The following is a 22,938-nucleotide window of genomic DNA, read 5'->3' as shown; positions in this document are numbered from 1 at the left end:
CGTGGCGGTCGGCCGATATGGCGGGGTTCGACGACGTGGTCGTCGCAGAAGACGTAGAGTGCGGTCAGAAGGGTGTCCAGGTCTCGTTTCACACCAAGACTCTGCGGCACCCTTCGCTGTGTCCGCTACCTGCTCACACATCGGACTCACTCATCTAGGGGGTTCACCACACACCGGTACCACTCGAGACCGCCCCGGTGTTTCGCGCTGCCCACAGTGACCGGCCGCGACACCCGACCCGTCAACGCTCCGGCGCAGGGGCAGGCATCGGCCGCCAGGCCGAGGGGTCGGGCGAAGCCCGAGGAGTTCGGCCGAAGGCCGTGTTGGTCCCGCTCGGACCTCGACCACGCGTCCCCCTTTCCCGATAGCCGCCAACCCGCCGTCGTAGCGGAGCGGGTCAAGGTGGAGCGCCTGCGATAGCGCGCCAGCGCTTCGACGGCGACGACCTTGAGGCGCGCAGCGGAGACGGCCACAATCGGGCGGCGGGAAAGGAGGGAACCCTAGCCCGGAAGGCAACCCCCACCACAGCAGGAGAACCCGACTGACACCCATTACCAGCAGTCCCCCTTGGCCAGTTACCAGCAGTCCCCTTTGGCCAACAGTCCCCTTTGCAAGCAAGCTCACTGACAGCACGCTCATTGCCAGCAGACCCATTCCCACCAGGCTCTGCGGGTCCGCAGCGGCGACGACCATTCAGGTGACGAGCTGGGCTTCAGGTGACGGCCGTTCAGGTGACGAGCTGGGTGTGCAGTGCCGTGGCGGAGGTGTCGGTGAGGGAGGCGACCTGGTCGACGACCGCCCGCAGTGCGGCGGCCTCGTCGGGGGCGCTGTCAAAGGAGGCCCGGAACTGCGGGTCCAGAGCCCCGGGGGCGCTGTGCCACAGGGCGTCTACCAGCTCGATAACGGTCCGGCGCTCCTCGGCCTGATAGATCCGCGCCTCCTCGCGGGACATCACGAAGCGCACTGCCACCGCCTTGAGCAGGGCGCACTCCAGCAGCGCCCGGCGGGGCAGGACGAGGTCGGCCCCGTAGCGGGTGAGGCGACCCGGCCCGTGGGCCCGGCGGGTGGCGCGTTCCGCGGCGCGGCAGAAGCGGCCGATGAGTTCGCTGGTGAGGTTCTTGAGGGCGGCGAGCGAGGCCAGGTCACCGGTGAACTCGCGGGGCCAGACGGGTTCGGCCAGCAGGTCGGTGAACACCTCGTCGAGCTCGGCGGTCTCGGCGTCGCAGTAGGACGCTGCGGCGATACGGCAGACCTCGGCGCGCTCGCCGGGATCGCGCAGGGCAGCCATGCTGACCAGCCCGGCGTGCAGGGCGTCCTCCACGTCGTGCACCGAGTAGGCCACGTCATCGGACCAGTCCATGACCTGCGCCTCGAAGCACGTGCGACCGTTGGGCGCCCCCTCACGCAGCCAGGCGAAGGCCTCGACGTCGTCGGGGTAGCAGTTGAACTTGTGGGTGTCGCCGCCCTCACCGCGGCGCCACGGGTACTTCACGGTGGCGTCCAGGGTGGCCCGGGTCAGGTTGAGGCCAGCGCTGCGGCCGTCGGGGGCAATGACCTTGCCTTCCAGCCGGATGAGCAGGCGCAGGCTCTGGGCGTTGCCCTCGAAGCCGCCGCAGGCCGCGGCGGCCTCGTCGAGGGCGCGCTCGCCATTGTGCCCGAAGGGCGGGTGGCCCAGGTCGTGGGAGAGACAGGCGGCTTCCACCAGGTCGGGGTCGCAGCCGAGGGCCCCGCCGAGCTCTCGGCCGATCTGGGCGCACTCCAAGGAGTGGGTCAGCCGGGTGCGCGGAAAGTCACTCACCCCCGGCTGGACGACCTGGGTCTTGGCGGAGAGCCGACGCAGGGCCGAGCTGTGCAGGACGCGGGCGCGGTCCCGTTCGAAGGGGCCGCGCCGCCTGCTCTTGCGTGACTCCTGGGACAGGCGCTCGGTGTCGCGCTCGGTGTAGCTGTGCGCGCCGTTCTCACCCGGGTTGGTCGTCATGGCCGTGACTCTACTTCCCGACAGCGACAGAACGCGTCGATCGCGCAGGTCAGGCCGCGTTGACCCGGATGTCGCTGCTGTCGTTGAAGATCCAGTAGTACCAGAGCGAGGCGGTTTCCCTGGTGATGTACCAGAGCTGCGTCTCCCGCTCGATGACCGCGGGCCCGGTGCGCGCGGGCGAGGTGCCCGCGTCGATCCCGTAGCTGGCGGCCATGCTCTTGGAGCGCGCGCTGTGCCAGGGGTCGGAAACCAGGACGGCGGTCTCCCACGCGCGTTCGTCGAAGACCTGCGCGACCGCGTCGATGCTCTGGAGGGTGTCGCTGCCCTCCTCGACCGCGACGACCTGTTCGGCGGGGACCCCGACCTCGACGAGCCAGTTCCGGCCCGCGGCGGCTTCGGTGTAGGTGTCGTCGGGCTGTTTACCGCCGACCGTGACGATGACCGGCGCCACACCGTCCTGGTAGAGGACCTGGGCCTGGCGCAGGCGCGCCTCGAAGACCGGGGAGGGCACGCCGTTGTACTGGCTGGCGCCGAGCACCACGATGGCGTCGGAGGCCATCCGGTCGTCCTGGCGGGCCGTGTACCAGACCCATCCCCACGTGCCGGGCGGGATCGCCAGGGCGGCGATCAGGATCAGGGTGATGAGCCAGCGCACCCGGAAGCGTCGACGCTTGCGCCGCCGGGGCTTCCGGGGCGGAGCGGGTTCGGGACGGCGTGTGCGCGGTTCCGGTGGCGGCTCGGGTTCGTCCCGTTCGTCACGGTAGAGGGGCCGGTCCTCGTCATGGGCGCGCGGCAGGGGGCGGTCCCGGACGAACTTCCGGGTGAAGGGCGGGCCGCCGCCCAGGTCATCCGCGCCCCCGTGCTCGGGGTCCTCGGCGAAGTGGTCGGAACGGGTGAACTCCCTGGTGGTGTCGGCCGCCGGTGCCGCGGGACCGGTGTCGGCCGCCGGTGCCGCGGGAGCGGGTCCGGCGAAACCGTCGTGGGAGAAGACCCTGGTGGCCTCGTCGTCCGCCGAGGCGGGGGGTGTGGTGGAGTCCTCCCACGGCTCTTCGCCGCGACCGTCACTCGCCGTTCGCACCGGCTCACCTCCGCACAGTTGACTCAGGACGCGGTACCCCCACTGGGACGCCCGCTGCCCACCGCTGGTTCGGGACACCCCGTCCAAGGGGAGGGCATGGCTATGGATCGAGTGGCCGACCGTGCCCGACGCCCCGCCCGTGGGGTGGCGGATCGGAGACAACGCACAGGAAGCCGCAGAGGTCAAGAATATATCACGAACAGGTCACAGTAGCCTTTTCGTGCAGCTGCCACCGTAGTGGCCGATTCTAGTGCCCCGAAAGCCCTGGAACACCCGCCACGGCGCCCCCGGCGGGCGGGGGCGCCGCACTCGTCCGGTTCCTCCGGCGAAGCACTGAACCCTTCGGAGGGCGGGGCTAGGGCATGTTCAGCGGACACATACCCTGCTGCGCGTCGCCCCAGCGGCACTGTCACTGCGCATCTCTCAGTCGACAGCCAAACCCGGGCGGGCCCCGCTGTGCGATGCTGCCGAGCTTGCGAGGCAGCGCACAGTAGGGGAACTCCTTCTTCGGCCTTGTGCCAGCACCACTGGACACGCCCGCCCGTCGCCCGCCACCAACCCTCAACGGACGCCTACGGCGCAGCACCCCCGCCCGTCGCCCGCCACCAACCCTCAACGGACGCCTACGGCGCAGCACCTTCTCGACGGGCAGCATCCACCGAACACGCCCTAGACAGAGCGGCCCGCAGCCCGGCCCGCCTCCAACCGGGCGACCGGGACCCGGAACGGCGAGCAGGACACGTAGTCCAGGCCCACCTGGTGGAAGAAGTGCACCGAAACGGGGTCCCCGCCGTGCTCGCCGCACACGCCGAGCTTGATCCCCGGGCGGGCCGCGCGCCCCTCCTCCGCCGCGATGCGGATCAGGCGGCCGACGCCGTCCACGTCCAGGGACTCGAACGGTGAGACCCCGAACACGCCCTTCTCCAGGTACGCCGAGAAGAACGAGGCCTCGACGTCGTCCCGGGAGAAGCCCCAGACCGTCTGGGTGAGGTCGTTGGTGCCGAAGGAGAAGAACGCGGCGTTCTCCGCGATCTGCCCGGCCGTGAGCGCGGCGCGGGGCAGCTCGATCATGGTGCCCACCGGGAAGTCCAACTCCATGCCGTTCTCCTCCCCCACCTCGCGGAGCACGCGCAGCGCGTCGTCGCGGATGATCTCCAGCTCCTGGACGGTGCCGACGAGCGGGATCATGATCTCCGGCCGGGGACGGCCGCCATCGCGGATCCGGTCGACGGCGGCCTGGGCGATGGCGCGCACCTGCATGGTGAACAGCCCGGGGACGACCAGGCCCAGGCGCACGCCGCGCAGACCCAGCATCGGGTTCTGCTCGTGCAGCTTGTGCACGGCCTGCAGCACGCGCAGGTCGTTCTCGTGGCTCTCGCCGCGGGCCTCGGCCACGGCCACGCGCACCGACAGTTCGGTGATGTCGGGCAGGAATTCGTGCAGCGGCGGGTCGAGCAGGCGCACCGTGACGGGCAGACCGTCCATGGAGCCGAGGATGCCGTTGAAGTCCGCGCGCTGCAGCGGCAGAAGCGCGTCCAGGGATTCCTGCTGGTCGTCGGGGGTATCGGCCAGGATGAGGCTCTCCACGAGCTGGCGCCGGTCGCCGAGGAACATGTGCTCGGTGCGGCACAGGCCGATGCCCTGGGCGCCCATCCGGCGGGCGCGTGCGGCGTCCTCTGGGGTGTCGGCGTTGGCGCGCACGTACATGCGGCGGGCGGCGTCGACGTAGTGCATCAGCCGGTCCACGGAGCGCACGAGGTCGTCGGCCTGGTCGGAGGCGGGGTCGATCTCACCCTCGAAGTAGCGCACCACCGGCGAGTCCACCACGGGTACCTCGCCGAGGTAGACCTGGCCGTTGGTGCCGTCGATGGAGATGATGTCGCCCTCTTCGATCACCTCGCCGGCGGGCGCGGTCAAGCGGCGGTTCTTGGTGTCGATGTCGAGTTCTTCCGCACCGCAGACACAGGTCTTGCCCATACCTCGGGCGACGACCGCGGCGTGGGAGGTCTTGCCGCCCCGGCTGGTGAGGATGCCCTCGGCGGCGATCATGCCTTCCAGGTCGTCGGGGTTAGTCTCGCGGCGGCAGAGGATGACCTTCTCGCCGCTGCGCGACCACTTGACGGCCGTGTAGGAGTCGAAGACGGCCTTGCCGACGGCGGCGCCGGGTGAGGCGTTCATGCCGCGGCCGAGGCGGTGGGCTTCATCGCTCGCGGCGGCCCTCTCGTCGAAGCGCGGGAACATGAGCTGGGCGAGCTGGTCGCCCGTGACGCGCTGGACCGCCTCGTCGAGAGTGATCATGCCCTGGTCGACGAGCTGGTCGGCGATGCGGAAGGCCGCACCCGCGGTGCGCTTGCCGACACGTGTCTGGAGCATCCACAGCTTGCCGCGCTCGATGGTGAACTCGATGTCGCACAGGTCCCGGTAGTGGTTCTCCAGAGCCTCCATGGTGCCCATGAGCTCTTCGTAGCTGCGGGCGTCGATCTTCTCCAGGTCGGTGAGGGGCACGGTGTTGCGGATGCCCGCCACCACGTCCTCGCCCTGGGCGTTCTGGAGGTAGTCGCCGTAGACACCGGGCTGGCCGGAGGCGGGGTCGCGGGTGAAGGCGACTCCGGTACCGGAGTCCATGCCCAGGTTGCCGAAGACCATGGAGCAGACGTTGACGGCGGTGCCGAGGTCGGCGGGGATGCGTTCCCGGCGCCGGTAGAGGATGGCGCGCGGGGCGTTCCAGGAGTCGAAGACCGCCTTGACCGCGAGGGTCATCTGCTCGCGGGGGTCGGTGGGGAACGGGCTGCCGGTCTGTTCGGCGACGACGTCCTTGAACCGCTCCACCAGGCGGCGGAAGTCGGCGGCGTCGAGGTAGAGGTCGTCGGTGATGCCCTTCTCGGCCTTGAGGTCGTCGATGGCCTCCTCGAAGAGGTCGCCGTCGATGTCCTGGACCGTCTTGCCGAACATCTGGATGAGGCGGCGGTAGGAGTCCCAGGCGAAGCGCTCGTCGCCCCCCTGGGCGGCCAGCCCCACGACGGACTCGTCGTTGAGGCCGATATTGAGAACGGTCTCCATCATGCCGGGCATGGAGTATCTGGCACCCGACCGTACGCTCACGAGGAGCGGATCGTCGGGTTGGCCGAGCCGGCGCCCCATGGCCTTCTCGAGGTCCTTGAGGTTGGCCTCGATCTCCGCGTCCAGGCCGCCGGGGACGGTACCGCTCTCCAGGTAGTGACGGCACGCCTGTGTAGTGATGGTGAAACCGGGGGGAACCGGGAGACCGATGTTGGTCATCTCGGCGAGGTTGGCCCCCTTGCCACCGAGCAGGTCCTTCAGATCCTTGTTGCCCTCGGTGAACTTGTAGACGTACTTGGTCACGGGGTGCTCCCTCGTTCTCTCTCGGCGGCGCGGGCCGGCTGTCGGGCGAGACTCTATCCAGACTCCGCAAAAGCAAGGAGTCATGAACCACCCATTGATGGCATATTAGCTGCTCACAGCTACTAAACAGGTCTATACCAATGGTTCAGTTCAGGCGCACCTATCCCCCACCCGGAAACAGCAGGAGGATACCCGTGTGCCCCATGTCACCGCTGGTCAGCGGTGTTCTTCCGCGAGCCGCAGTGAGCCTCGCCGGGCGACTCCGGCACGAACCGGCCGCACGACCAATCCCCCGTCACAGCGGCCACTCCGGCACCCACTGTGCGTCGAGACACAGCATTACCAACAAGTAACCTACGGCTCCGTAAGTTAGAATTCGGAGTGTGCCCGCCACCGAGCGGGGTCGCTGGACGTGAGAGGTGCGAACGGTGTCGAAGGAGCGGGAGACGGAGGAATCCCAGGCGGACGGCTCCCGAACGGGGGATTCCAAGGCGGGGGGCGCCGCCCCGGCGACGGGAGAAGACCCCGCCGCCTCCGTACCCGAGCGCGCGGTGTCCGCCGCCGGGGACCTCCTGGACGCGGTCAAGCCCCGGCTCCGCGGCTGGCTGCACCTCGGGACGGCGCCGCTCGCGCTGGCCGCCGGCATCGTCCTGGTCGCGCTGTCGCCCACCGTCCCCGCCATGGTCGCGAGCGCCGTCTACGCACTGAGCTCCGTGCTGCTGTTCAGCACCTCGGCCATCTACCACGTGGGCCGCTGGTCGCCGCGCGCACAGAGGGTGCTGCGCCGCATGGACCACTCGAACATCTACCTGATCATCGCGGGCACCTACACGCCGTTCATCGTGCTGGTCCTGGACGACCCCCTGCGCACGGCCATGCTGGCCCTGGTCTGGGGCGGGGCGATCTCCGGGGTGGCCTTCAAGCTCCTGTGGCTCAACGCCCCGCGCTGGCTGTCCACCGCGCTCTACCTCGCCATCGGCTGGGTGGCGGTCCTGTTCATCCCCGACCTGGTCGGCGGCACGCACCCCGCCACCTGGATCCTGATCCTCGTGGGCGGCGTGCTCTACAGCGTCGGCGCCGTGGTCTACGGCCTCAAGCGGCCCGACCCCGCACCGCGCTGGTTCGGCTTCCACGAGATCTTCCACTCGCTGACCATCGCGGCGTTCATCTGCCACTACATCGCAGTGTCCTTCGTGGTCTACGCGGCGGGCTGACGGGACGACTGGCCACATTCGGCCGCCGCGTCACGATTGGCTTACACGGTAGGACAACGAGCACGAAACTCCCGCACACCGCTCAGGGGCTACCGCTACGTTGGGACCCGGTTCCCCGCGCCGTGTGCGGCCGGAGGAACCGAAGAGGCGGTCGGAAACCACATCCCCCCGGGTCCGGCCGCCTCTCTGTGTTTGCTGCCGGTGCCCGCCGATGCCTGTGACCGGTGTGCACCGCCCCCGACGACGACCGCCCGCCCCCGGGTGCGGGAACGGGCGGTCTCTCGGATCAGGGCCCTGGGCCCAGGGCTCATGCTCGGCCTCAGCAGCCGGGCAGGCGCTCCAGCAGGTACATCTCGACGCGGTCCAGCGAGACGCGCTCCTGCGACATGGTGTCGCGCTCGCGCACGGTCACGGCGTTGTCGTCCAGGGTGTCGAAGTCCACCGTCACACAGAACGGGGTACCGATCTCGTCCTGGCGGCGGTAGCGGCGACCGATCGCGCCGGCGTCGTCGAACTCCACGTTCCAGCGCTTGCGCAGCAGGGCGGCGAGGTCGCGGGCCTTGGGCGAGAGGTCGGCGTTGCGCGACAGCGGCAGCACCGCGACCTTGACCGGCGACAGGCGCGGGTCGAGGCGCATCACGGCGCGCTTCTCCATCTTGCCCTTGGCATTGGGGGCCTCGTCGACGTTGTAGGCGTCCAGCATGAACGTGAGCACCGCCCGGTCGACACCTGCCGCGGGCTCGATGACGTAGGGGATGTAGCGCTCGTTGCTCTCCTGGTCGAAGTACGACAGGTCGGCACCGGAGGCCTCAGCGTGCGTCTTGAGGTCGAAGTCGGTGCGGTTGGCCACGCCCTCGAGCTCGCCCCACTCGCTGCCCTGGAAGCCGAAGCGGTACTCGATGTCCACGGTCCGCTTGGAATAGTGGGCCAGCTTGTCCTTCGGGTGCTCGTACAGGCGCAGGTTGTCCTTGGCGATGCCCAGCTCCAGGTACCACTGGTGGCGCTGGTCGATCCAGTACTGGTGCCATTCCTCGTCGCTGCCGGGCTTGACGAAGAACTCCATCTCCATCTGTTCGAACTCGCGGGTCCGGAAGATGAAGTTGCCAGGGGTGATCTCGTTGCGGAACGACTTGCCGATCTGGCCGATGCCGAAGGGAACCTTGCGGCGGGCGCTCTGCTCGACGTTCTTGTAGTTGATGAAGATGCCCTGCGCCGTCTCCGGGCGCAGGTAGGCGAGGCCCTTGTCGTCCTGGACCGGGCCCAGGAACGTGCGCAGGAGGCCGTTGAACATACGCGGCTCAGTGAAGGAGGCCTTGGCTCCGCAGTTGGGGCACGCGATGGCGGCGAGGCCTTCCTCGGGTTCCCGGCCGTGCTTGGCCTCGTAGGCCTCGATGAGGTGGTCCGCGCGGAAGCGCTTGTGGCAGGCCTGGCACTCGGTGAGCGGATCGGCGAACTCCCGGACGTGGCCGGACGCCTCCCAGATCTCACGGGACAGGATCACGCTGGAATCCAGGCCGACGATGTCGTCGCGCTCCTGGACCGTCGAACGCCACCACTGGCGCTTGACGTTGTTCTTCAGCTCCACGCCCAAGGGTCCGTAGTCCCAGGCCGCGCGCAGACCTCCGTAGATCTCACTGGAGGGGTAGACCAGACCTCGGCGTTTGGCGAGGTTGACCAGTGCGTCCATTGCCTCTGACTTGGCGGCCATGGGTGACTTCTCCATCCGGCTGGCGGTCGGTGGATCGCTGTTCGCGATACATCGTCGGGTCTGTTGGGGCGCGGCCAGCACGCGGAGCCACGGATGTGGCGCTCCGGGCGACCGCATCCCCCAGGCTAGAGCAATCACCAGGCGTCCGCGCACCCTTTCCACCGGGGTGCGGCCGCGCTCACACGGGTCAGGACGGGGCGTCGGCGCCGGTGAGTACCTCGAAGGCGGTGGGCTCGTCGATGGCCCTCGAGAGCAGGGGCACGGCAGTGACCTTCACGTCGAAGTCGGACAGTGCCCTGCGGTAGTAGCCGGCGCCCTCCCATTCGGTCACCACGGTCCACAGGGTGGGGTCGTCGGCGGCGCGGCCGATGCGGTGGCCCAGGAATCCCGGCCGTTGGGAGAGGACCTCCACGGCGGCGTCGGCGTCGGTTCGGAAGGCCTCGGTGTCGGCCTCGGGCACGGAGTAACGGGTGATGACGATCACCGGACCATTGTGGCGCACGGAACGCGCGCAAACGCGGCGGGCCGCCCCGGAAGCATTCCGGAGCGGCCCGAGCAGAAGGCACGTTCGAGCTCTCTAGGGCGTGTTCGGTGGATGCTGCCCGTCGCGAGCGGCGCATCCAGTGGTGCTGGCACAAGGCTGAAGAAGGAGTTCCCCTACTGTGCTCTGCCTCGCAAGCTCGGCAGCATCGCACAGCGGGGGCCCGCCCGGGTTCGGCTGTCGACTGAGAGATGCGCAGTGCAAGTGCCGCTGGGGCGACGCGCAGCAGGGTATGTGTCCGCCGAACACGCCCTAGTCCCTGCCGAAGACCTGGTCGACGACCCTGGCGGAGGCGTGGCCGTCGTCCAAGGGGCAGAACTGGTCGACGAAGGACCGGTAGGTGTCCCGGGTCTTGGCGACCACGTCGTCGATGTTCCGCAGGGCCTCGATGACGTCGTCCGATCGGGTCAGCAGGGGCCCGGGCGCGGTCTCCTCGAAGTCGAAGTAGAACCCCCGCAGGTTGTCCCGGTAGCTCTCCAGGTCGTAGGTGAAGAAGAGCATGGGCCGACCGGTGTTGGCGAAGTCGAACATCATCGACGAGTAGTCCGTGACCAGGACGTCGGTGATCAGGAACAGTTCCTGGATCTCCGGGTACAGGGACACGTCGTAGACGAAGTCCTCCCCCACGATCGGCACGCTGTCCACGACGCGCGGGTGGCGGCGCACCAGCAGCACGTGGTCGTCGCCGAGCTTCTCGTACATCCGGCGCAGGTCGAGGTGCAGGTCCAGCTTGTGCTTGCCGCGCGTGTAGTACTTGTCGTCCCGCCAGGTGGGCGCGTACAGGACGACCTTCTTGTCCTTGGGCAGCCCCAGCACGCGCCGGGTGCGTTCGGCGATGCGCTCCCGGTCCGGTGAGAAGAAGATGTCGTTGCGCGGGTAACCGGTCTCCAGGATCTCGCCCTCGAAACGGAAGGCGCTGCGCAGGATCGGTGTCGCCCAGGGGCTCGGCGAGACCAGGTAGTCCCACTGCTGGGTCTCCCAGGCGAGCTTGTCGAAGTAGTCGCGCGACTTCCCGCGGATGTTGTCCACGTCGAAGCCGATCCGCTTCAGCATCGAACCGTGCCAGGTCTGCACGACCACCTGTTCCGGGTGCCGGTGGTACCAGGCGGGCTGGCGGGAGTTGCTGACCAAGTACCGGCTGCGGGCCAGTTCCCGGTAGTACTCCTCGCCTCGGTGCCGGACCGGCTCGAGGTCGTCGGGTAGGCGCACCTGCCCGTCGGCGACCAGCCAGGACATGGGGTAGTCGGCCCAGCGCTCCCGCTGGCGCAGTTCGGCGTAGATGCTCTGCGGGCTGTCGGAGTACTGGCGGCCGGTGTAGGTGTCGAAGAGGATGCCTTCGGTGACCGGCTTCGTGCGCTGGGCCGGGTAGTAGGTCTCCCGGAGCTCGCGTTGGGCGTAGGTTCCGCGCTCGACCGGGCGCAGGTCGGTCCCCACCTGGACCACCGGGATACCGCGCCCCTGGTAGGAGAGCGTGTACGTGCGCTCCGGGCTCTCGCTCTCCAGCGGCAGACCGTGGATGAGGGCATCGGCGAACTCCACCCCCACGTCGACACTGCCAGGCCCGGTCACACCCTCAGCCGGGTCCTCGCCGACCCGGCCCCAGAGCTGGTAGGCGCCGGTCGGCAGGGAAAGCTCACCCGAGAGGGTGGGGATCCGGGAGGGGGCGAACCGGGCGGTGAAGCGGTTTCCGGAGTGCTGCACGACGATTTCGTGTTCCTCGTCGCGGCCGCGGGCCTTCGCCACGAGGCGCAGGTCCGCCCCGGCGGTGAACTCGCCCCCGAGGACGAGGGCGTGCTCGTCCCACTCGGCACGGTCGACCACGGGTCGGGCCCGTCCCGCCCGCAGTTTCAGGTACCCGGTGGCCGTCCTGTGGACGGCCAGCTCCTGCTGCGCGCCCTCCGAGTTGTAGGCCGTGGTGGGTACCGCGTCGGGCAGGACCAGTCGGATGCGGTGCTGGTCGGGGGTGACGAGGTAGGCCTCCCACTCTTCCTGCCGGATCACACCGCCGCACTCGTTGAGACCGCGGGCGAACAGCTCGTCGGCCCGGATCCGGGCGTCGAAGCGGCCGCCCTGGATGCTGACCGGGTAGCTGAGCCGGGCGGTGCCGTGGTTGCGGAGCAGCCTGAGCTCGGTCGCCTCGGCCGCGGGCGGAGACAGCAGCTCTCCGCTCAGGGCGAGTTCGGCGGTGCGGGTGTCGAAGCGGTGTTCGCTGACCCGGGCGGCCTCCGGCTCGACGCTGACGACGAACTGGCGGTCCCGGTTCCAGTGCGGGCGGACCCACACGTCGTCGCCGACGTGCTGGTAGGCGGGCCGCTCGGGCGGGCCCGATACCGGGTTGGAGACGATCCGGCGCCGGGTCAGGCCCCGGTTGAACACCACGAGCTCGATCTTCCAGTCCCCCGGATGCCATCCCCGTGAGGAGCGCAGCCGGCGCGGGTCCAGCACGACGGTGAAGCCGCCGTAGTCGTGGCGCGCGGAGTCGGGCAGGTCGGGCAGCCGGTACTCGGCGGCCATCCGCGTTCTGACCGGGACCCGCACGCGGCGCTGGGTGACGGTGTTGACCGCGAAGGCGACGACGTGCTGCTGCCAGCGCTTGCGGGCCCGCAGGTTGCGGATCCCGATCCGGCCGCTGACGTGCAGTCGGCCGTCCTCCCAGCGGACGTCCTCCGTCTTCTGTCGGACCTTGATCTCGTCCCCGAGCCGGTAGATCTCCCGGGGGACGGCCTTGCCCGGCTCCTTGGTGTCGAAGAAGGGGTAGCGGGCGTAGTAGCCCAGCCTTTGGCGTACGACGCCCGCCTTCTTGATCTCCACGCTCTTGGCGAAGGTGGCGACCTCCAGCAGGTCCGCCAGGCGCCGCTTGCGCACCAGGTGGTACAGGAGGCGGTCCAGGACGTTGAGTCCGCGCAGCTGGGCGGCGGGAACGTGGTCGAGGTAGCCGTTCACCAGGTCGAGGGCGGCCTCGCGCACCTCCTCGTCCGCGTCGTCCAGGCGCAGGAGCAGCCGGTGGAGCTCGCCTTGGAGTGTGGCGCGGTTCCACAGCTGGCGGTCGGCTCTGGTGAGCGCGCCAGCGATGTTCCCCAGCGCGGTGATGCGCCGTTGGAGGACCGCCTTGTCCAGCGGCAAGGTCGCCTTCTCGCGTTCCCTGTGGAGCAGGACCGGGGCGGCGAGCACGTTCACGGAGTCCGCGAGAAGGGTCGCGCGCTTGATGCCGAGGTCGGCGTCCTCGGGGGAGAGTTCCTGGTCCGGCAGGGCGTCCCAGAACTCCTTGCGCCAGAGCCGGTTGCCGAGGACGGCGTCCGTGATCAGTCCGGGCAGGGCTCTGGGGTCCTCGGCGAGCCGCTCCCGGCCGCAGAGTTTCTTGTGCGCCTTGGAGGGCGAGGCACCGAGCTCGTTGAACTGGTGGACGTTGCCGATGACCAGGTCGGAACGGGTGTCGGCGGCACTGTGGGCGAGGTATGCGAGCGCGTAGCTGGTAAGTGCGTCGGACCCGGTGAGGAAGAGCACATGGCTGCCGGTGGCCGCGGCGCCGCCCCGGGAGCGCGCTTCGGGGTGGTCGGGCGCGGGTTCTCCCGGCAGGAGGATGACGCGCAGCCCCGCGGGCGACGACCGCACGAAGGCCTCGGCCGTGGCCAGCCCGTCCTCACGGGCGGACTCGACGGCTTCGTCGCCCTGGTCGTTCTCTTCGGGGCGAGGGGCGTCCGGTCCGCTGTCAGCCCCCTCGTCGTCGCCGTTCGTGTCCTGGTCCTCGCCGTCTGGGACAAGGTCCTCGGTCTCCGTGACCGCCGTTCGGTACTCACCGTTGGTGGTCCGGACCGGCACAAGGAGCACCTCGATGTCTGGCCGACCGGCTGTGGTCTCCACCGAGGCTCCGGCCTGGTTCTCGTCGCGCTGACGCGCCAGGGAGTCGAGGCAGTTCTGCAGATGTGGTTCGGTGACGTCGAACGTCACGATGACTGTGGGTTCGGGCACGGAAGTAGACACCCTCCGGAGGGTTCGTCACGGCACGACGCGCGGGTACCGAGGTGCGGACGGCCCGCGCGAACAGGCGGTCAATAACTAAATGTAGAAGTTTCTTGACCCATCGTGCACCAACCCAGGCCAGTGCGGAAACGGGTACGAGGGGAGATGCACGGCGGTGGATAGGGCCGCGCCTGTGCCCGGCACTGCGGCCAGGGCCCTGCACTAGGGTCTAACAACAGGATTATCACAAGCCTGGGAAACGGTGCCCGCAACCGGCGACACGGCGCCCGTGCCGGACGGGGTTGGCGGGTGGGTCGAGCGCGCGGCACGTGCTCTGGGACGCAGGAAGAGGAACTGGCGGCGATGGCCTCTCCCGAGAACGAAGACGAGCGAAGGCAGCCTCAGCGGGGCCGCCCTCTGCCCCAAGGGGACTCCCTGTTCACACCGGGCGCGGGGCGCTTGCGGAGCGAGGTGGAACGGCGGAGCGCGGTCCCCCTCGTCTGGCTGCACCAGCGCCCCCGGTGGCTGCCGCCGGTGGCCCTCGGGGCGCTGTTCATCGCGGGGCTGATGGCTCCGGGGTGGCTGGGTGCGCTGTGCCTGCTCCTGGTGGCGGTGTTCTTCGTCTGGCTGGCCTACCTGACCTGGCCCTCACTCCACCGGCAGCAACGGGTGCCCCGGGTACTGATGGTGCTGGTGGTACTGGTGCTGGCGGTCGCCCGGATCCTCGGCTTCTGAGCCCGGACCAGCACCGATCCCGAACCGGCACATCTGCGGGCAACTACAGCAATTTTGACAATCATTTTCGTTTTCGTCATAATGAAGTGGTGTCTGCCCAGTTCACGGGGCCCAGCGATTCCAGCCTCGCAGCCCCGCCCGCCTTCCAGGCCGTCGACGCCCGCGTCGCCTACGACGGCGTCACCGTCCTCGACGGCGTCAGCGTCGAAGTCCCCGAAGGCCAGACCATGGCCGTCCTCGGCCCCAACGGTTCGGGCAAGTCGACCCTGATGCGCGCGATGCTCGGCATCGTGCCGCTCACCTCCGGTGAGGTCCGGGTCCACGGCACGCCCCTGCGCCGGTTCCGCGACTGGCGGCGGATCGGCTACGTGCCCCAGCGGCTCACCGCGGGCGGCGCCGTCCCCGCCACCGTCCGCGAGATCGTCGCCTCCGGGCAGATCGCCTCGCGCCGCCGCTTCTCCCTTTCCACCAAGGCCGACCGCGCCGCCGTCGACGAGGCCCTCGCCGCCGTCGACCTCTCCGACCGCGCGCGCGACGCCGTACGCGAGCTCTCCGGCGGCCAGCAGCAGCGGGTCCTCATCGCCCGCGCGCTCGCCGGACGGCCCGACACCTTCGTCATGGACGAGCCGATGGCCGGGGTCGACGCGGAGAACCAGCGTGCCCTCGCCGACGCCATCGCCCGCCTGCGCGACCACGGCAGCACCGTGGTCCTGGTGCTGCACGAGCTGGGCCCGCTGGAGTCGGTGATCGAACGCTCCGTGGTGCTGGAGCACGGCCGGGTCGTGCATGACGGCGAGGCTCCGGAGATCACCGGTGCGTGCGCGCGCCCCGGGCACGAGCACCAGCACCCGCATCCAGACCCCAACGACCCGGAACCGCACCCCGCGGACACCACCACGGCCGCGGAGATGATCCGACTCGAGGTACCCCGACGTGACTGAGATGCTCCAGTACGAATTCATGCGGCACGCCCTGATCGCCGCGGTACTGGTCGGCCTGGTCACCCCGATCATCGGTACGTTCCTGGTCCAGCGCCGCCTCGCGCTCCTGGGTGACGGCATCGGCCACATCGCGCTCACGGGTGTGGCCCTGGGCCTGCTGACGAGCACCTCACCGGTGCTGACCGCGGCCGTCGTGGCCACCGTGGGCGCCCTCCTCATGGAGGTGGTGCGCGTCCGCACCCGTGCCAGCGGCGACGTGGCGCTGGCACTGCTGTTCTACGGCGGCATCGCGGGCGGGGTCCTGCTCATCGGGCTCACCCCGGGTGCGAGCAACGCCACCCTGACGTCCTTCCTGTTCGGCTCGGTGAGCACCGTCAGCGCGGAGGACGTCTGGGTCGTGAGCGTGCTGGCGGCCGGTGTGATCGCGGTCCTGGCTGTGTTCGGCCGCGAGCTGTTCGTCCTCTGCCAGGACGAGGAGGTGGCCAGGGCACACGGGCTGCCGGTCCGCTTCCTCAGCATCCTGCTGGCGGTCACCGCGGCGCTGACCGTGGTGATCGCTATGCGGGTGGTCGGTGTGCTGATGGTGAGCGCCCTGATGATCGTCCCCGTCGCCGCGGCCCAGCAGCTGAGCCGCAGCTTCCGGGTGACGATGGGCCTGGCGATCCTGATCGGCCTGGTCTCGTCCTTGGGCGGCCTGACCACGGCCTTCTACTCCGACCTCGCCCCCGGGGCCACCATCGTGCTGCTGGCCCTGGCGATCTTCTGCCTCTCCGTACTTCTCGGAGGGGTCCTGCTCCGCACGGCCAAACGCCGCGCCCCGGCACCCCTCCCTCCCGTAGGCGGCGGCCCGGCGGATACGATGCCCCAGACTGATCGGGGGAGGGTGAAACCATGAGTACGAGACGCGAGGCAGTCCGCCAGGTTCTGAGCGAGTCCTCCGGCTTCCGCAGCGCACAGGACCTGTACGCGGACCTGCGGGCAGACGGTTCGAAGATCGGTCTGACCACGGTGTACCGGGCCCTGCAAGCCCTGAGTGACTCCGGTGAGGTCGATGTGCTGCGCACCGACGACGGCGAGGCCGTCTACCGTGCCTGCGACACCGACAACCACCACCATCACCTGGTGTGCCGGGCCTGTTCGACCGCCGTGGAGATCGAGGGCCCCACAGTGGAGAAGTGGGCCGCCGAGGTCGGCTCCCACCACGGCTTCACCGGGGTGACCCATACTGTCGAGGTCTTCGGTATCTGCGCCGACTGCTCCCTGCGGCAGACCCAAGAGGCCTGACCACGAGGCCCGAACGCCTGGCCTGACAGCGCCCGAAGAGACATCCGAGTGCCCCGCGTGTGCGGGGCACTCGTCGTCTCCCCCGTGGGCCCCCTGCCGTGCACGAGGACTCCACCGACTGGTTACCCGCCAGTAGCCACCCCGTGTCGGGGAACGGGCAGGCTGAGAGCCCGTGTACAGAAGAACTACCGCCGCGCTCCTGACAGCGCTGGTCACCACCTCGCTCCTGCCCGCATCCCCCGCCGCGGCCGAAACCGCGGACCCGGCCGGCCCCCGGATCGCCACCCACAACGCGTTCCTCATGCCCAAGGCCATGTACCCGAACTGGGGACAGGACCTGCGCGCCGACCTGACCGTGGAGGACGGCCTCCTCTCCGGCCAGGACGTCGTGGTCCTCCAGGAGCTCTTCGAGAACTCCAGCGCCGAGCGCCTGCGCGACGGGCTGTCCGACGAGTACCCGCACGCGACACCCGTCGTGGGCCGCTCGGAGTCGGGCTGGGACCGCACCACCGGCTTCCGGCACCACACCGTCACCAACGGCGGGGTGAGCGTCCACAGCACTTGGCCTATCCTGCGCGGCGAACAGCACATCTTCGAGCGGGCCTGCGGCGCCGACTGGTTCTCCAACAAGGGATTCGCCTACGTGGAGATCGACTCCCCCGAGGGCCCCCTGCACGTGGTGGGCACCCACATGCAGTCCGAGGACGGCGCCTGCGGCGACGGCGAGGACGCGGAGATCCGCCGACACCAGCTCAACCAGATCCTGTCCGTGCTGGACGAGCAGCACATCCCCGGCAACGAGCAGGTCTACGTCGCGGGCGACCTCAACGTCGTGGGCGGCAGCGAGGAGTGGGACCGGGCCATCGAACAGCTCGACGCCGTCGAGCCGGCCGCCGCCGGTGACGCGATCTCCTGGGATCCCACGACCAACTCGATCGCGGAGCACGACTACTCCGGCTGGGACCCGCAGCAGCTGGACCACGTCCTGCCGATCCGGGGCGACGCCGCGCCCGAGTCCTACGTGAACGAGACCCGCGCCGTGAAGAGCGAGCCCTGGACGGTGAACTCCTGGGGCACCGAGTACGCCTACGACGACTACTCGGACCACTACCCGGTGTTCGGATCGTCCTCGCTTCCCTAGTGTGAGTGGATGGACACCTCCTGGCTGGGGCCGCCGCACGCGTCGAGGTGACAGGCCCCGGCGGTCGGGGCCTGGAACGCGGTACGGACCGCGCCCGGCTGGGCCTTGGGCGGCCGGACGGACACGTCACCCGGGGCCGGGGTAGCCCGGGTAGTCCGGGGAGTCCAGGACGGCGCGGACCGAGGCGCGAACGGCAGGGAGGTCGTGGTCCCGCAACAGCCGCTGCGCGGGGACGCCGTCCTCGTCGGCCAGGATCGCCAGGAAGAGGTGCTCGGCGCCGACCACCGGATTCCCCTCGGATCCGGTGACCCCGGACTCCGCGGCGATGCGGCGCGCCTCGTCCAGCATGCGGGCGGCCCTGGGGGTGAAGTCGGCGCTCCTGCGCACGGGTCCCGTTTCCATGGCTCCGACGCTACGGGACCCGGCGCTGGCCTACGAGGCCGTCAGTGCTCGCCCTCGGCGGGGTCGCAGCGCTCCAGGGTCGGGCGCTTGGCGTGGATGCCGTCGCCTGAGGAGCGTCCGGTGAGGCGCCGGTGGATCCACGGCACGAGGAACTCGCGGGCCCAGTGGAAATCCTCCTGGCGGGCGGTGCGCCAGTCGCGGGGTTCCGGGGCGGGAAAGGGCTCGTTCCAGTCGTCGTCGACCGGGGCGTCCAGGACCTCGCACACGCGCAGCGCGAGCCTGCGGTGGCCCTCGGAGGACAGGTGGAGCCGGTCCCAGTTCCAGGAGCGGGGGTCGGAGAAGATCCGCATGCTCCACACGTCCACGACGTCGCACCCGTACCGGTCCGCGACGGCTCGCAAGTGCATGTTGTAGGTGGCGATCTTGCCGCGCAGGTGGCGCATGACCGGATGCCAGTTGGTGTCGAAGCCGGTGAAGATGACCACCCGGGCCCCGGTGGAGCGGAGTTCGGCGATCATCTGCTCGAAGATCCCGACGACCTCGTCGGGGTCGCTGCCGGGGCGGATGATGTCATTGCCGCCGGCGCAGATCGTGATCAGGTCGGGGGCCATCTCGACCGCGCGCGGCACCTGCTCGTCGCGGATCTGGGCGATGAGGCGTCCCCGGACGGCGAGATTGGCGTAGCGGACCTCGGGCACGTGCTCCGCGAGGTGTTCGGCCACGCGGTCCGCCCAGCCGCGGTAGCGGCCGTTGGGAACGCTGTCGCTGTCCGGGTAGGGGTCGCTCATGCCCTCGGTGAAGCTGTCCCCGAGGGCGACGTAGGACAAGATGTCCTTGTTGTTCAAGTCACCGGAGGATCCGGTCGGCACACCGCTCATAGTGCCGATGATGCAACTCAACGCCAGGGTTACGCGACAGTAGGTTGATGGTTTGCCGCGTTTTGGGGCGGAGCTCACACCATGAGCGGTGTGCCCTGAAAAGTCGTGTCAGTGGTCTTTGGAGAGCGGGGTCAGTTCGGGCCGCTTGGCGGTCACCGTGTCCCCTGAGGACTTCCCGGTGAGGCGGCGTCCGATCCACGGTCCCAGGGACTCCTTGACCCAGTGCAGGTCGTCCCTGCGCGCTTCGGTCCAGCTGACCGGCTCCATCTCGGGCCAGGGCTCGTCCCAGCGCTCGTCGACCGGAACACCCAGGACCTCGGCGACGCGCAGGGCCAGGCGGCGGTGCCCCTCTGGGGACATGTGCAGGCGGTCCTCGTCCCAGGCGCGGGGGTCGGTGAGCACGTCCATGGACCACTGGTCGACCAGGAAGCAGTCGTACTTGTCCGCGATGGCGCGGACGTTCATGTAGTAGCGCGCGAACAGGCCGATGGTGCCGCGCATGTAACCGGTGGCCACGTTCACACCGGTGAACAGTACGACCTGGCTGCCCTTGGCGCGCAGCCGGGCCACCGTGTGGTCCAGGATCTTCGCCAGGCGCTCGGGGTCGCCCGCGGGGCGCAGCAGGTCGTTGCCGCCCGCGCACAGGGTGACCAGGTCCGGCGCCATCCCGAGGGTGGGCGGAACCTGGTCGGTGACGATCTGGCGGATGAGCTTGCCGCGCACGGCCAGGTTGGCGTACTCGATCTCGCCCGCGTGGTCGGCGAGGTGCTCCGCCAGCCGGTCGGCCCATCCGCGGAAGACCCCGCTACCGTCCGGGTAGGGGTCGCCCACGCCTTCGGTGAAGCTGTCGCCGAGAGCGGCGAACGCCATCCCGGGCTTGACTGGCGCGCCCGCCTCGGTGCGGTTCTCCTTGGCCATTACTTGCTCCCCTCTTCCGCAGGGTCGGACACGTTCCCACCCACGGGGTTGGGCAGGGCTCCGCCGTAGCGGCGGTCCCGGCTCGCGTAGATCTCACAGGCCCGCCACAGGTCGCGGCGGTCGAAGTCGGGCCAGAGCGTGTCCAGGAAGACGAACTCTGCGTAGGCGGACTGCCAGAGGAGGAAGTTGGAGAGCCGCTGCTCCCCGGAGGACCGCAGGAAGAGGTCCACTGGCGGAACATCGGGCGCGTAGAGCTGCTGGGTGAGAGTGTCCTCGGTGATCTTCTCCGGGGAGATCTGCCCTGCGGCGGCCTGCCGGGCCAGCTCGCGCGCTGCGTCGACGATCTCCGCCTGGCCCCCGTAGTTCACGCAGAACTGGAGCGTGAGCCTGGTGTTGTCCTTGGTCATCTCCTCCGCGTCCTTGAGCTCCCTGATGACGCTCTTCCAGAGCATCCCGGGGCGTCCGGACCACGTGACGCGCACCCCGCGGGCGTGCAGTTCGTCACGGCGGCGGCGGATGACTTCGCGGTTGAAGCCGAGCAGGAAGCGCACCTCGTCGGGCGAGCGCTTCCAGTTCTCGGTGGAGAAGGCGTAGGCGGAGAGGTTGGGGATCCCCATCTCCATGGCGCCCTCGATCACGTCGAAGAGGGAGGACTCCCCGGCCTTGTGCCCCTCGGTGCGCGGCAGCCCGCGCGTCTTGGCCCAACGGCCGTTGCCGTCCATGACCACGGCCACGTGGCGCGGCACCAGGTCGGCGGGGAGCTCAGGCGGGCGCACCCCCGAGGGGTGCGGTACGGGCGCGTCGTACTCCCGCTCGCGCCGCTTACCGTTGTCGAAGCTGAACAGACTCAAGAACGCTCCACATGGCGCAGTGATCGGATTCCGTTTTCCAGGTGCCACTGTAGGTAGGCCGCGACCAGACCACTGCACTCGGATCGGTGCCTGTCGTCGCTGGCGTCCGCGCTGTCCCAATCGCCCCCGAGCAGCGCCGACATGAGTCGGAGCGTCTCCGGCGAGGGATGCGTGGCACCGTGGGGACGGCACACCGAGCAGACCATACCGCCGGCGTGGACCGCGAACGCACGGTGCTCCGCCCGGCTGCCGCAGCGGGCGCACTCCGTCAGCGCCGGGGCGTACCCGGCGACCGCCAGGGACCTGAGGAGGTAGGCGTCCAGGACCAGCCTGGCCTCGTGGCTCCCCTCCCCCAGCGTACGCAGAGCGCCGATGAGCAGGAGGAACTGGCGCAGGGCCGGATCCTTCTCCACGGAGACCACCTTCTCGGCGGTCTCCAGCATCGCGGTGGCCGCGGTGTAGCGCGAGTAGTCGGTGACGACCGCCTCACCGTAGGAGCGCAGGGTCTCGGCCTGGGTGATGACGTCGAGGCTCCGGCCGGTGTGCAGTTGCAGGTCGACGTGGGTACACGGCTCCAGGCGGGCGCCGAAGCGCGACTTCGTGCGGCGGACGCCCTTGCCGACGGCGCGCACCAGGCCGGTGCGTCGGGTCAGGAGGGTGACGATGCGGTCGGCCTCGCCCAGCTTCTGGTTGCGCAGGACGACACCCTCGTCGCGGTAGAGACTCACACCCCCATTGTCACGGACGGCGGAGACTACCCGCGCGGACGGGCCCGCGCTGATGGACGCGCGCGGTCCCTCCGACGCGCACCACCCTGAGCAGGTTTATTACGGTTTGGATTCCCTTTTCAGGACATTTGCTCTACTCTCACGCGCTAGGGCGTTCCATTTCGGGCCCGCCGCCCGTCCCTGGCGGCAACCGGCCCCGGGGCCGTAAACACGGCCGCCCGACAGCGGGCCACGCATCCCACACGTGGCCTTGGGCAGCGGAAGAGCCCGCGCGGGGAAGACCAAGAGCCCCGGCGTAGAAGCCCGTCGGGACCGAACGGACCCGACCACCCGCAGGGGTTACCCGCCCGTTTCCCCACACCTGTACGGAAGGTAGAGCGATATGGCGCGAGGCCGCCGAGGCAGGCGCAGAATGAGCGCTCGCGAACAGCGCTCAGAACGCGAAGGTCGACGCAGGACAGTGCCGATCGCGGTCGGCATAGCAGCGGTCCCGGTAGGACTCACCCTGGCCGGGGCCCTGGTGCTCTCCGGTGTCGGCGACAACACCGACCCGGCCGACGGTACGAACGCGGCCGGCGAGATCGGCGAGAGCGTAGGCGACGATTCGGGCGTTCCCGACGCGTCGGCCGACGACGACTTCTTCGATACCCCCACCGGCGCGTCCGAAGCAGCGGAACCGCAGGGTGACAGCGACCCCCAGGACGCCCAGGTCACCGCGTCCTCGAACGCCGAGGACTCCGACGACGACGGGGACGGAGGCCGTGGCGACAGCGACGGCGGCTCCGGGGGCAGCGGCGGCGGTTCCGGGGACTCCGGAAGCGGCGGCGGTGTCGGCGTCGAGTCCGCAGGCGGTCCGCAGGCCGCCGAGGTCGTGAACCTGGTCAACGACGAGCGCTCCTCGCACGGCTGCGGCCCCGTCGATGTGGACGACCGGCTCACCGCCGCCGCGCAGGAGCACAGCCAGGACATGGACGACCGCGACTACATGGCCCACGACAGCCCCGACGGCGAGGGCCCGGGCGAACGCGCACAGCGGCACGGGTACAACGCCTTCGGTGCGGAGAACGTCGCCAAGGGCCAGCAGAGCGCCGAGCAGGTCATGAACTCCTGGATGGACAGCCCCGGCCACCGGGACAACATCCTCAACTGCGGGCTCGAGTCGATCGGGGTCGGCGAGGCCGGCAACGCTTGGACCCAGAAGTTCGGCTGGGAGTAACC

18 protein-coding genes and 1 pseudogene are annotated in these 22,938 nt (G+C 69.6%); 7 read left to right on the top strand and 12 right to left on the bottom strand.

Going from position 1 to position 22,938, the window contains the following annotated elements; genetic code table 11:
* From ACYVD1_RS27565 to ppdK, 4 genes and pseudogenes are all read right to left on the bottom strand, one after another.
* Nucleotides 1-92: pseudogene (locus ACYVD1_RS27565) on the bottom strand (IS982 family transposase); the annotation flags it as partial.
* 635 nt (nt 93-727) lie between these two features.
* Entirely contained in the window at nt 728-1,978 is a 1,251-nt protein-coding gene (locus ACYVD1_RS27560; protein WP_460777408.1) for a deoxyguanosinetriphosphate triphosphohydrolase, read from the bottom strand.
* Between the two features lie 49 nt (nt 1,979-2,027).
* Nucleotides 2,028-3,056, bottom strand: coding sequence for a YdcF family protein (locus ACYVD1_RS27555; RefSeq protein ID WP_460777407.1), 1,029 nt, complete (start codon nt 3,054-3,056; stop codon nt 2,028-2,030).
* Nucleotides 3,057-3,725: 669 nt separating this feature from the next.
* The gene (gene ppdK / locus ACYVD1_RS27550; protein WP_460777406.1) at nt 3,726-6,419 is read right to left on the bottom strand and encodes a pyruvate, phosphate dikinase; all 2,694 of its coding nucleotides are present in this window, start codon (nt 6,417-6,419) and stop codon (nt 3,726-3,728) included.
* Between the two features lie 419 nt (nt 6,420-6,838).
* On the opposite strand from ppdK, the gene trhA reads away from it, so the two are divergent.
* Nucleotides 6,839-7,633: a PAQR family membrane homeostasis protein TrhA gene (trhA, locus tag ACYVD1_RS27545; RefSeq protein WP_460777405.1), complete on the top strand. Its 795-nt coding sequence runs from the start codon at nt 6,839-6,841 to the stop codon at nt 7,631-7,633.
* Nucleotides 7,634-7,952: 319 nt separating this feature from the next.
* Here trhA and ACYVD1_RS27540 read toward each other — a convergent pair whose 3' ends face one another.
* From ACYVD1_RS27540 to ACYVD1_RS27530, 3 genes are all read right to left on the bottom strand, one after another.
* Nucleotides 7,953-9,341 carry a glycine--tRNA ligase gene (locus ACYVD1_RS27540; RefSeq protein ID WP_460777404.1) on the bottom strand — a complete coding sequence of 463 codons (1,389 nt, stop codon included), beginning with the start codon at nt 9,339-9,341 and terminating at the stop codon, nt 7,953-7,955.
* 187 nt (nt 9,342-9,528) lie between these two features.
* Nucleotides 9,529-9,825 (bottom strand): antibiotic biosynthesis monooxygenase family protein, encoded by a 297-nt coding sequence (locus ACYVD1_RS27535; protein ID WP_460777403.1) that lies wholly within the window; start codon nt 9,823-9,825, stop codon nt 9,529-9,531.
* A gap of 309 nt (nt 9,826-10,134) precedes the next feature.
* Nucleotides 10,135-13,851 (bottom strand): bifunctional glycosyltransferase/CDP-glycerol:glycerophosphate glycerophosphotransferase, encoded by a 3,717-nt coding sequence (locus tag ACYVD1_RS27530; protein ID WP_460777402.1) that lies wholly within the window; start codon nt 13,849-13,851, stop codon nt 10,135-10,137.
* Nucleotides 13,852-14,205: 354 nt separating this feature from the next.
* On the opposite strand from ACYVD1_RS27530, the gene ACYVD1_RS27525 reads away from it, so the two are divergent.
* From ACYVD1_RS27525 to sph, 5 genes are all read left to right on the top strand, one after another.
* Nucleotides 14,206-14,577, top strand: a complete 372-nt coding sequence (locus ACYVD1_RS27525) for a DUF6703 family protein (protein ID WP_460777401.1) — start codon at nt 14,206-14,208, stop codon at nt 14,575-14,577.
* 89 nt (nt 14,578-14,666) lie between these two features.
* Nucleotides 14,667-15,518, top strand: a complete 852-nt coding sequence (locus ACYVD1_RS27520; protein WP_460777400.1) for a metal ABC transporter ATP-binding protein — start codon at nt 14,667-14,669, stop codon at nt 15,516-15,518.
* Nucleotides 15,511-16,413, top strand: a complete 903-nt coding sequence (locus tag ACYVD1_RS27515; RefSeq protein ID WP_460777399.1) for a metal ABC transporter permease — start codon at nt 15,511-15,513, stop codon at nt 16,411-16,413. Before ACYVD1_RS27520 ends, ACYVD1_RS27515 begins: the two co-directional genes overlap by 8 nt.
* Nucleotides 16,410-16,802: a Fur family transcriptional regulator gene (locus tag ACYVD1_RS27510; protein WP_460777398.1), complete on the top strand. Its 393-nt coding sequence runs from the start codon at nt 16,410-16,412 to the stop codon at nt 16,800-16,802. Before ACYVD1_RS27515 ends, ACYVD1_RS27510 begins: the two co-directional genes overlap by 4 nt.
* A gap of 172 nt (nt 16,803-16,974) precedes the next feature.
* Complete coding sequence (gene sph, locus ACYVD1_RS27505; RefSeq protein WP_460777396.1) at nt 16,975-17,943, top strand: sphingomyelin phosphodiesterase; 969 nt, start codon at nt 16,975-16,977, stop codon at nt 17,941-17,943.
* Between the two features lie 126 nt (nt 17,944-18,069).
* Here sph and ACYVD1_RS27500 read toward each other — a convergent pair whose 3' ends face one another.
* From ACYVD1_RS27500 to recO, 5 genes are all read right to left on the bottom strand, one after another.
* Nucleotides 18,070-18,345: a Clp protease N-terminal domain-containing protein gene (locus ACYVD1_RS27500; protein ID WP_460777395.1), complete on the bottom strand. Its 276-nt coding sequence runs from the start codon at nt 18,343-18,345 to the stop codon at nt 18,070-18,072.
* A 41-nt stretch (nt 18,346-18,386) separates the two neighbouring features.
* Nucleotides 18,387-19,223, bottom strand: coding sequence for an SGNH/GDSL hydrolase family protein (locus ACYVD1_RS27495; protein ID WP_460777393.1), 837 nt, complete (start codon nt 19,221-19,223; stop codon nt 18,387-18,389).
* 108 nt (nt 19,224-19,331) lie between these two features.
* Nucleotides 19,332-20,141 carry an SGNH/GDSL hydrolase family protein gene (locus ACYVD1_RS27490; RefSeq protein ID WP_460777392.1) on the bottom strand — a complete coding sequence of 270 codons (810 nt, stop codon included), beginning with the start codon at nt 20,139-20,141 and terminating at the stop codon, nt 19,332-19,334.
* Entirely contained in the window at nt 20,141-20,992 is an 852-nt protein-coding gene (locus ACYVD1_RS27485) for an isoprenyl transferase (RefSeq protein ID WP_460777391.1), read from the bottom strand. The genes ACYVD1_RS27490 and ACYVD1_RS27485 overlap by 1 nt, the downstream gene beginning before the upstream one ends.
* On the bottom strand, nt 20,989-21,720 hold the full coding sequence (gene recO, locus ACYVD1_RS27480; protein ID WP_460761369.1) for a DNA repair protein RecO: 732 nt from the start codon (nt 21,718-21,720) through the stop codon (nt 20,989-20,991). Before recO ends, ACYVD1_RS27485 begins: the two co-directional genes overlap by 4 nt.
* Nucleotides 21,721-22,132: 412 nt before the next feature.
* Between recO and ACYVD1_RS27475 the strand changes: the two genes are divergently transcribed.
* Nucleotides 22,133-22,936 carry a CAP domain-containing protein gene (locus tag ACYVD1_RS27475; RefSeq protein WP_460777390.1) on the top strand — a complete coding sequence of 268 codons (804 nt, stop codon included), beginning with the start codon at nt 22,133-22,135 and terminating at the stop codon, nt 22,934-22,936.
* Nucleotides 22,937-22,938 lie beyond the last annotated feature (2 nt).

It is taken from the genome of Nocardiopsis nanhaiensis, assembly GCF_054778635.1.
This window is presented reverse-complemented; position numbering and strand designations above follow the sequence as displayed.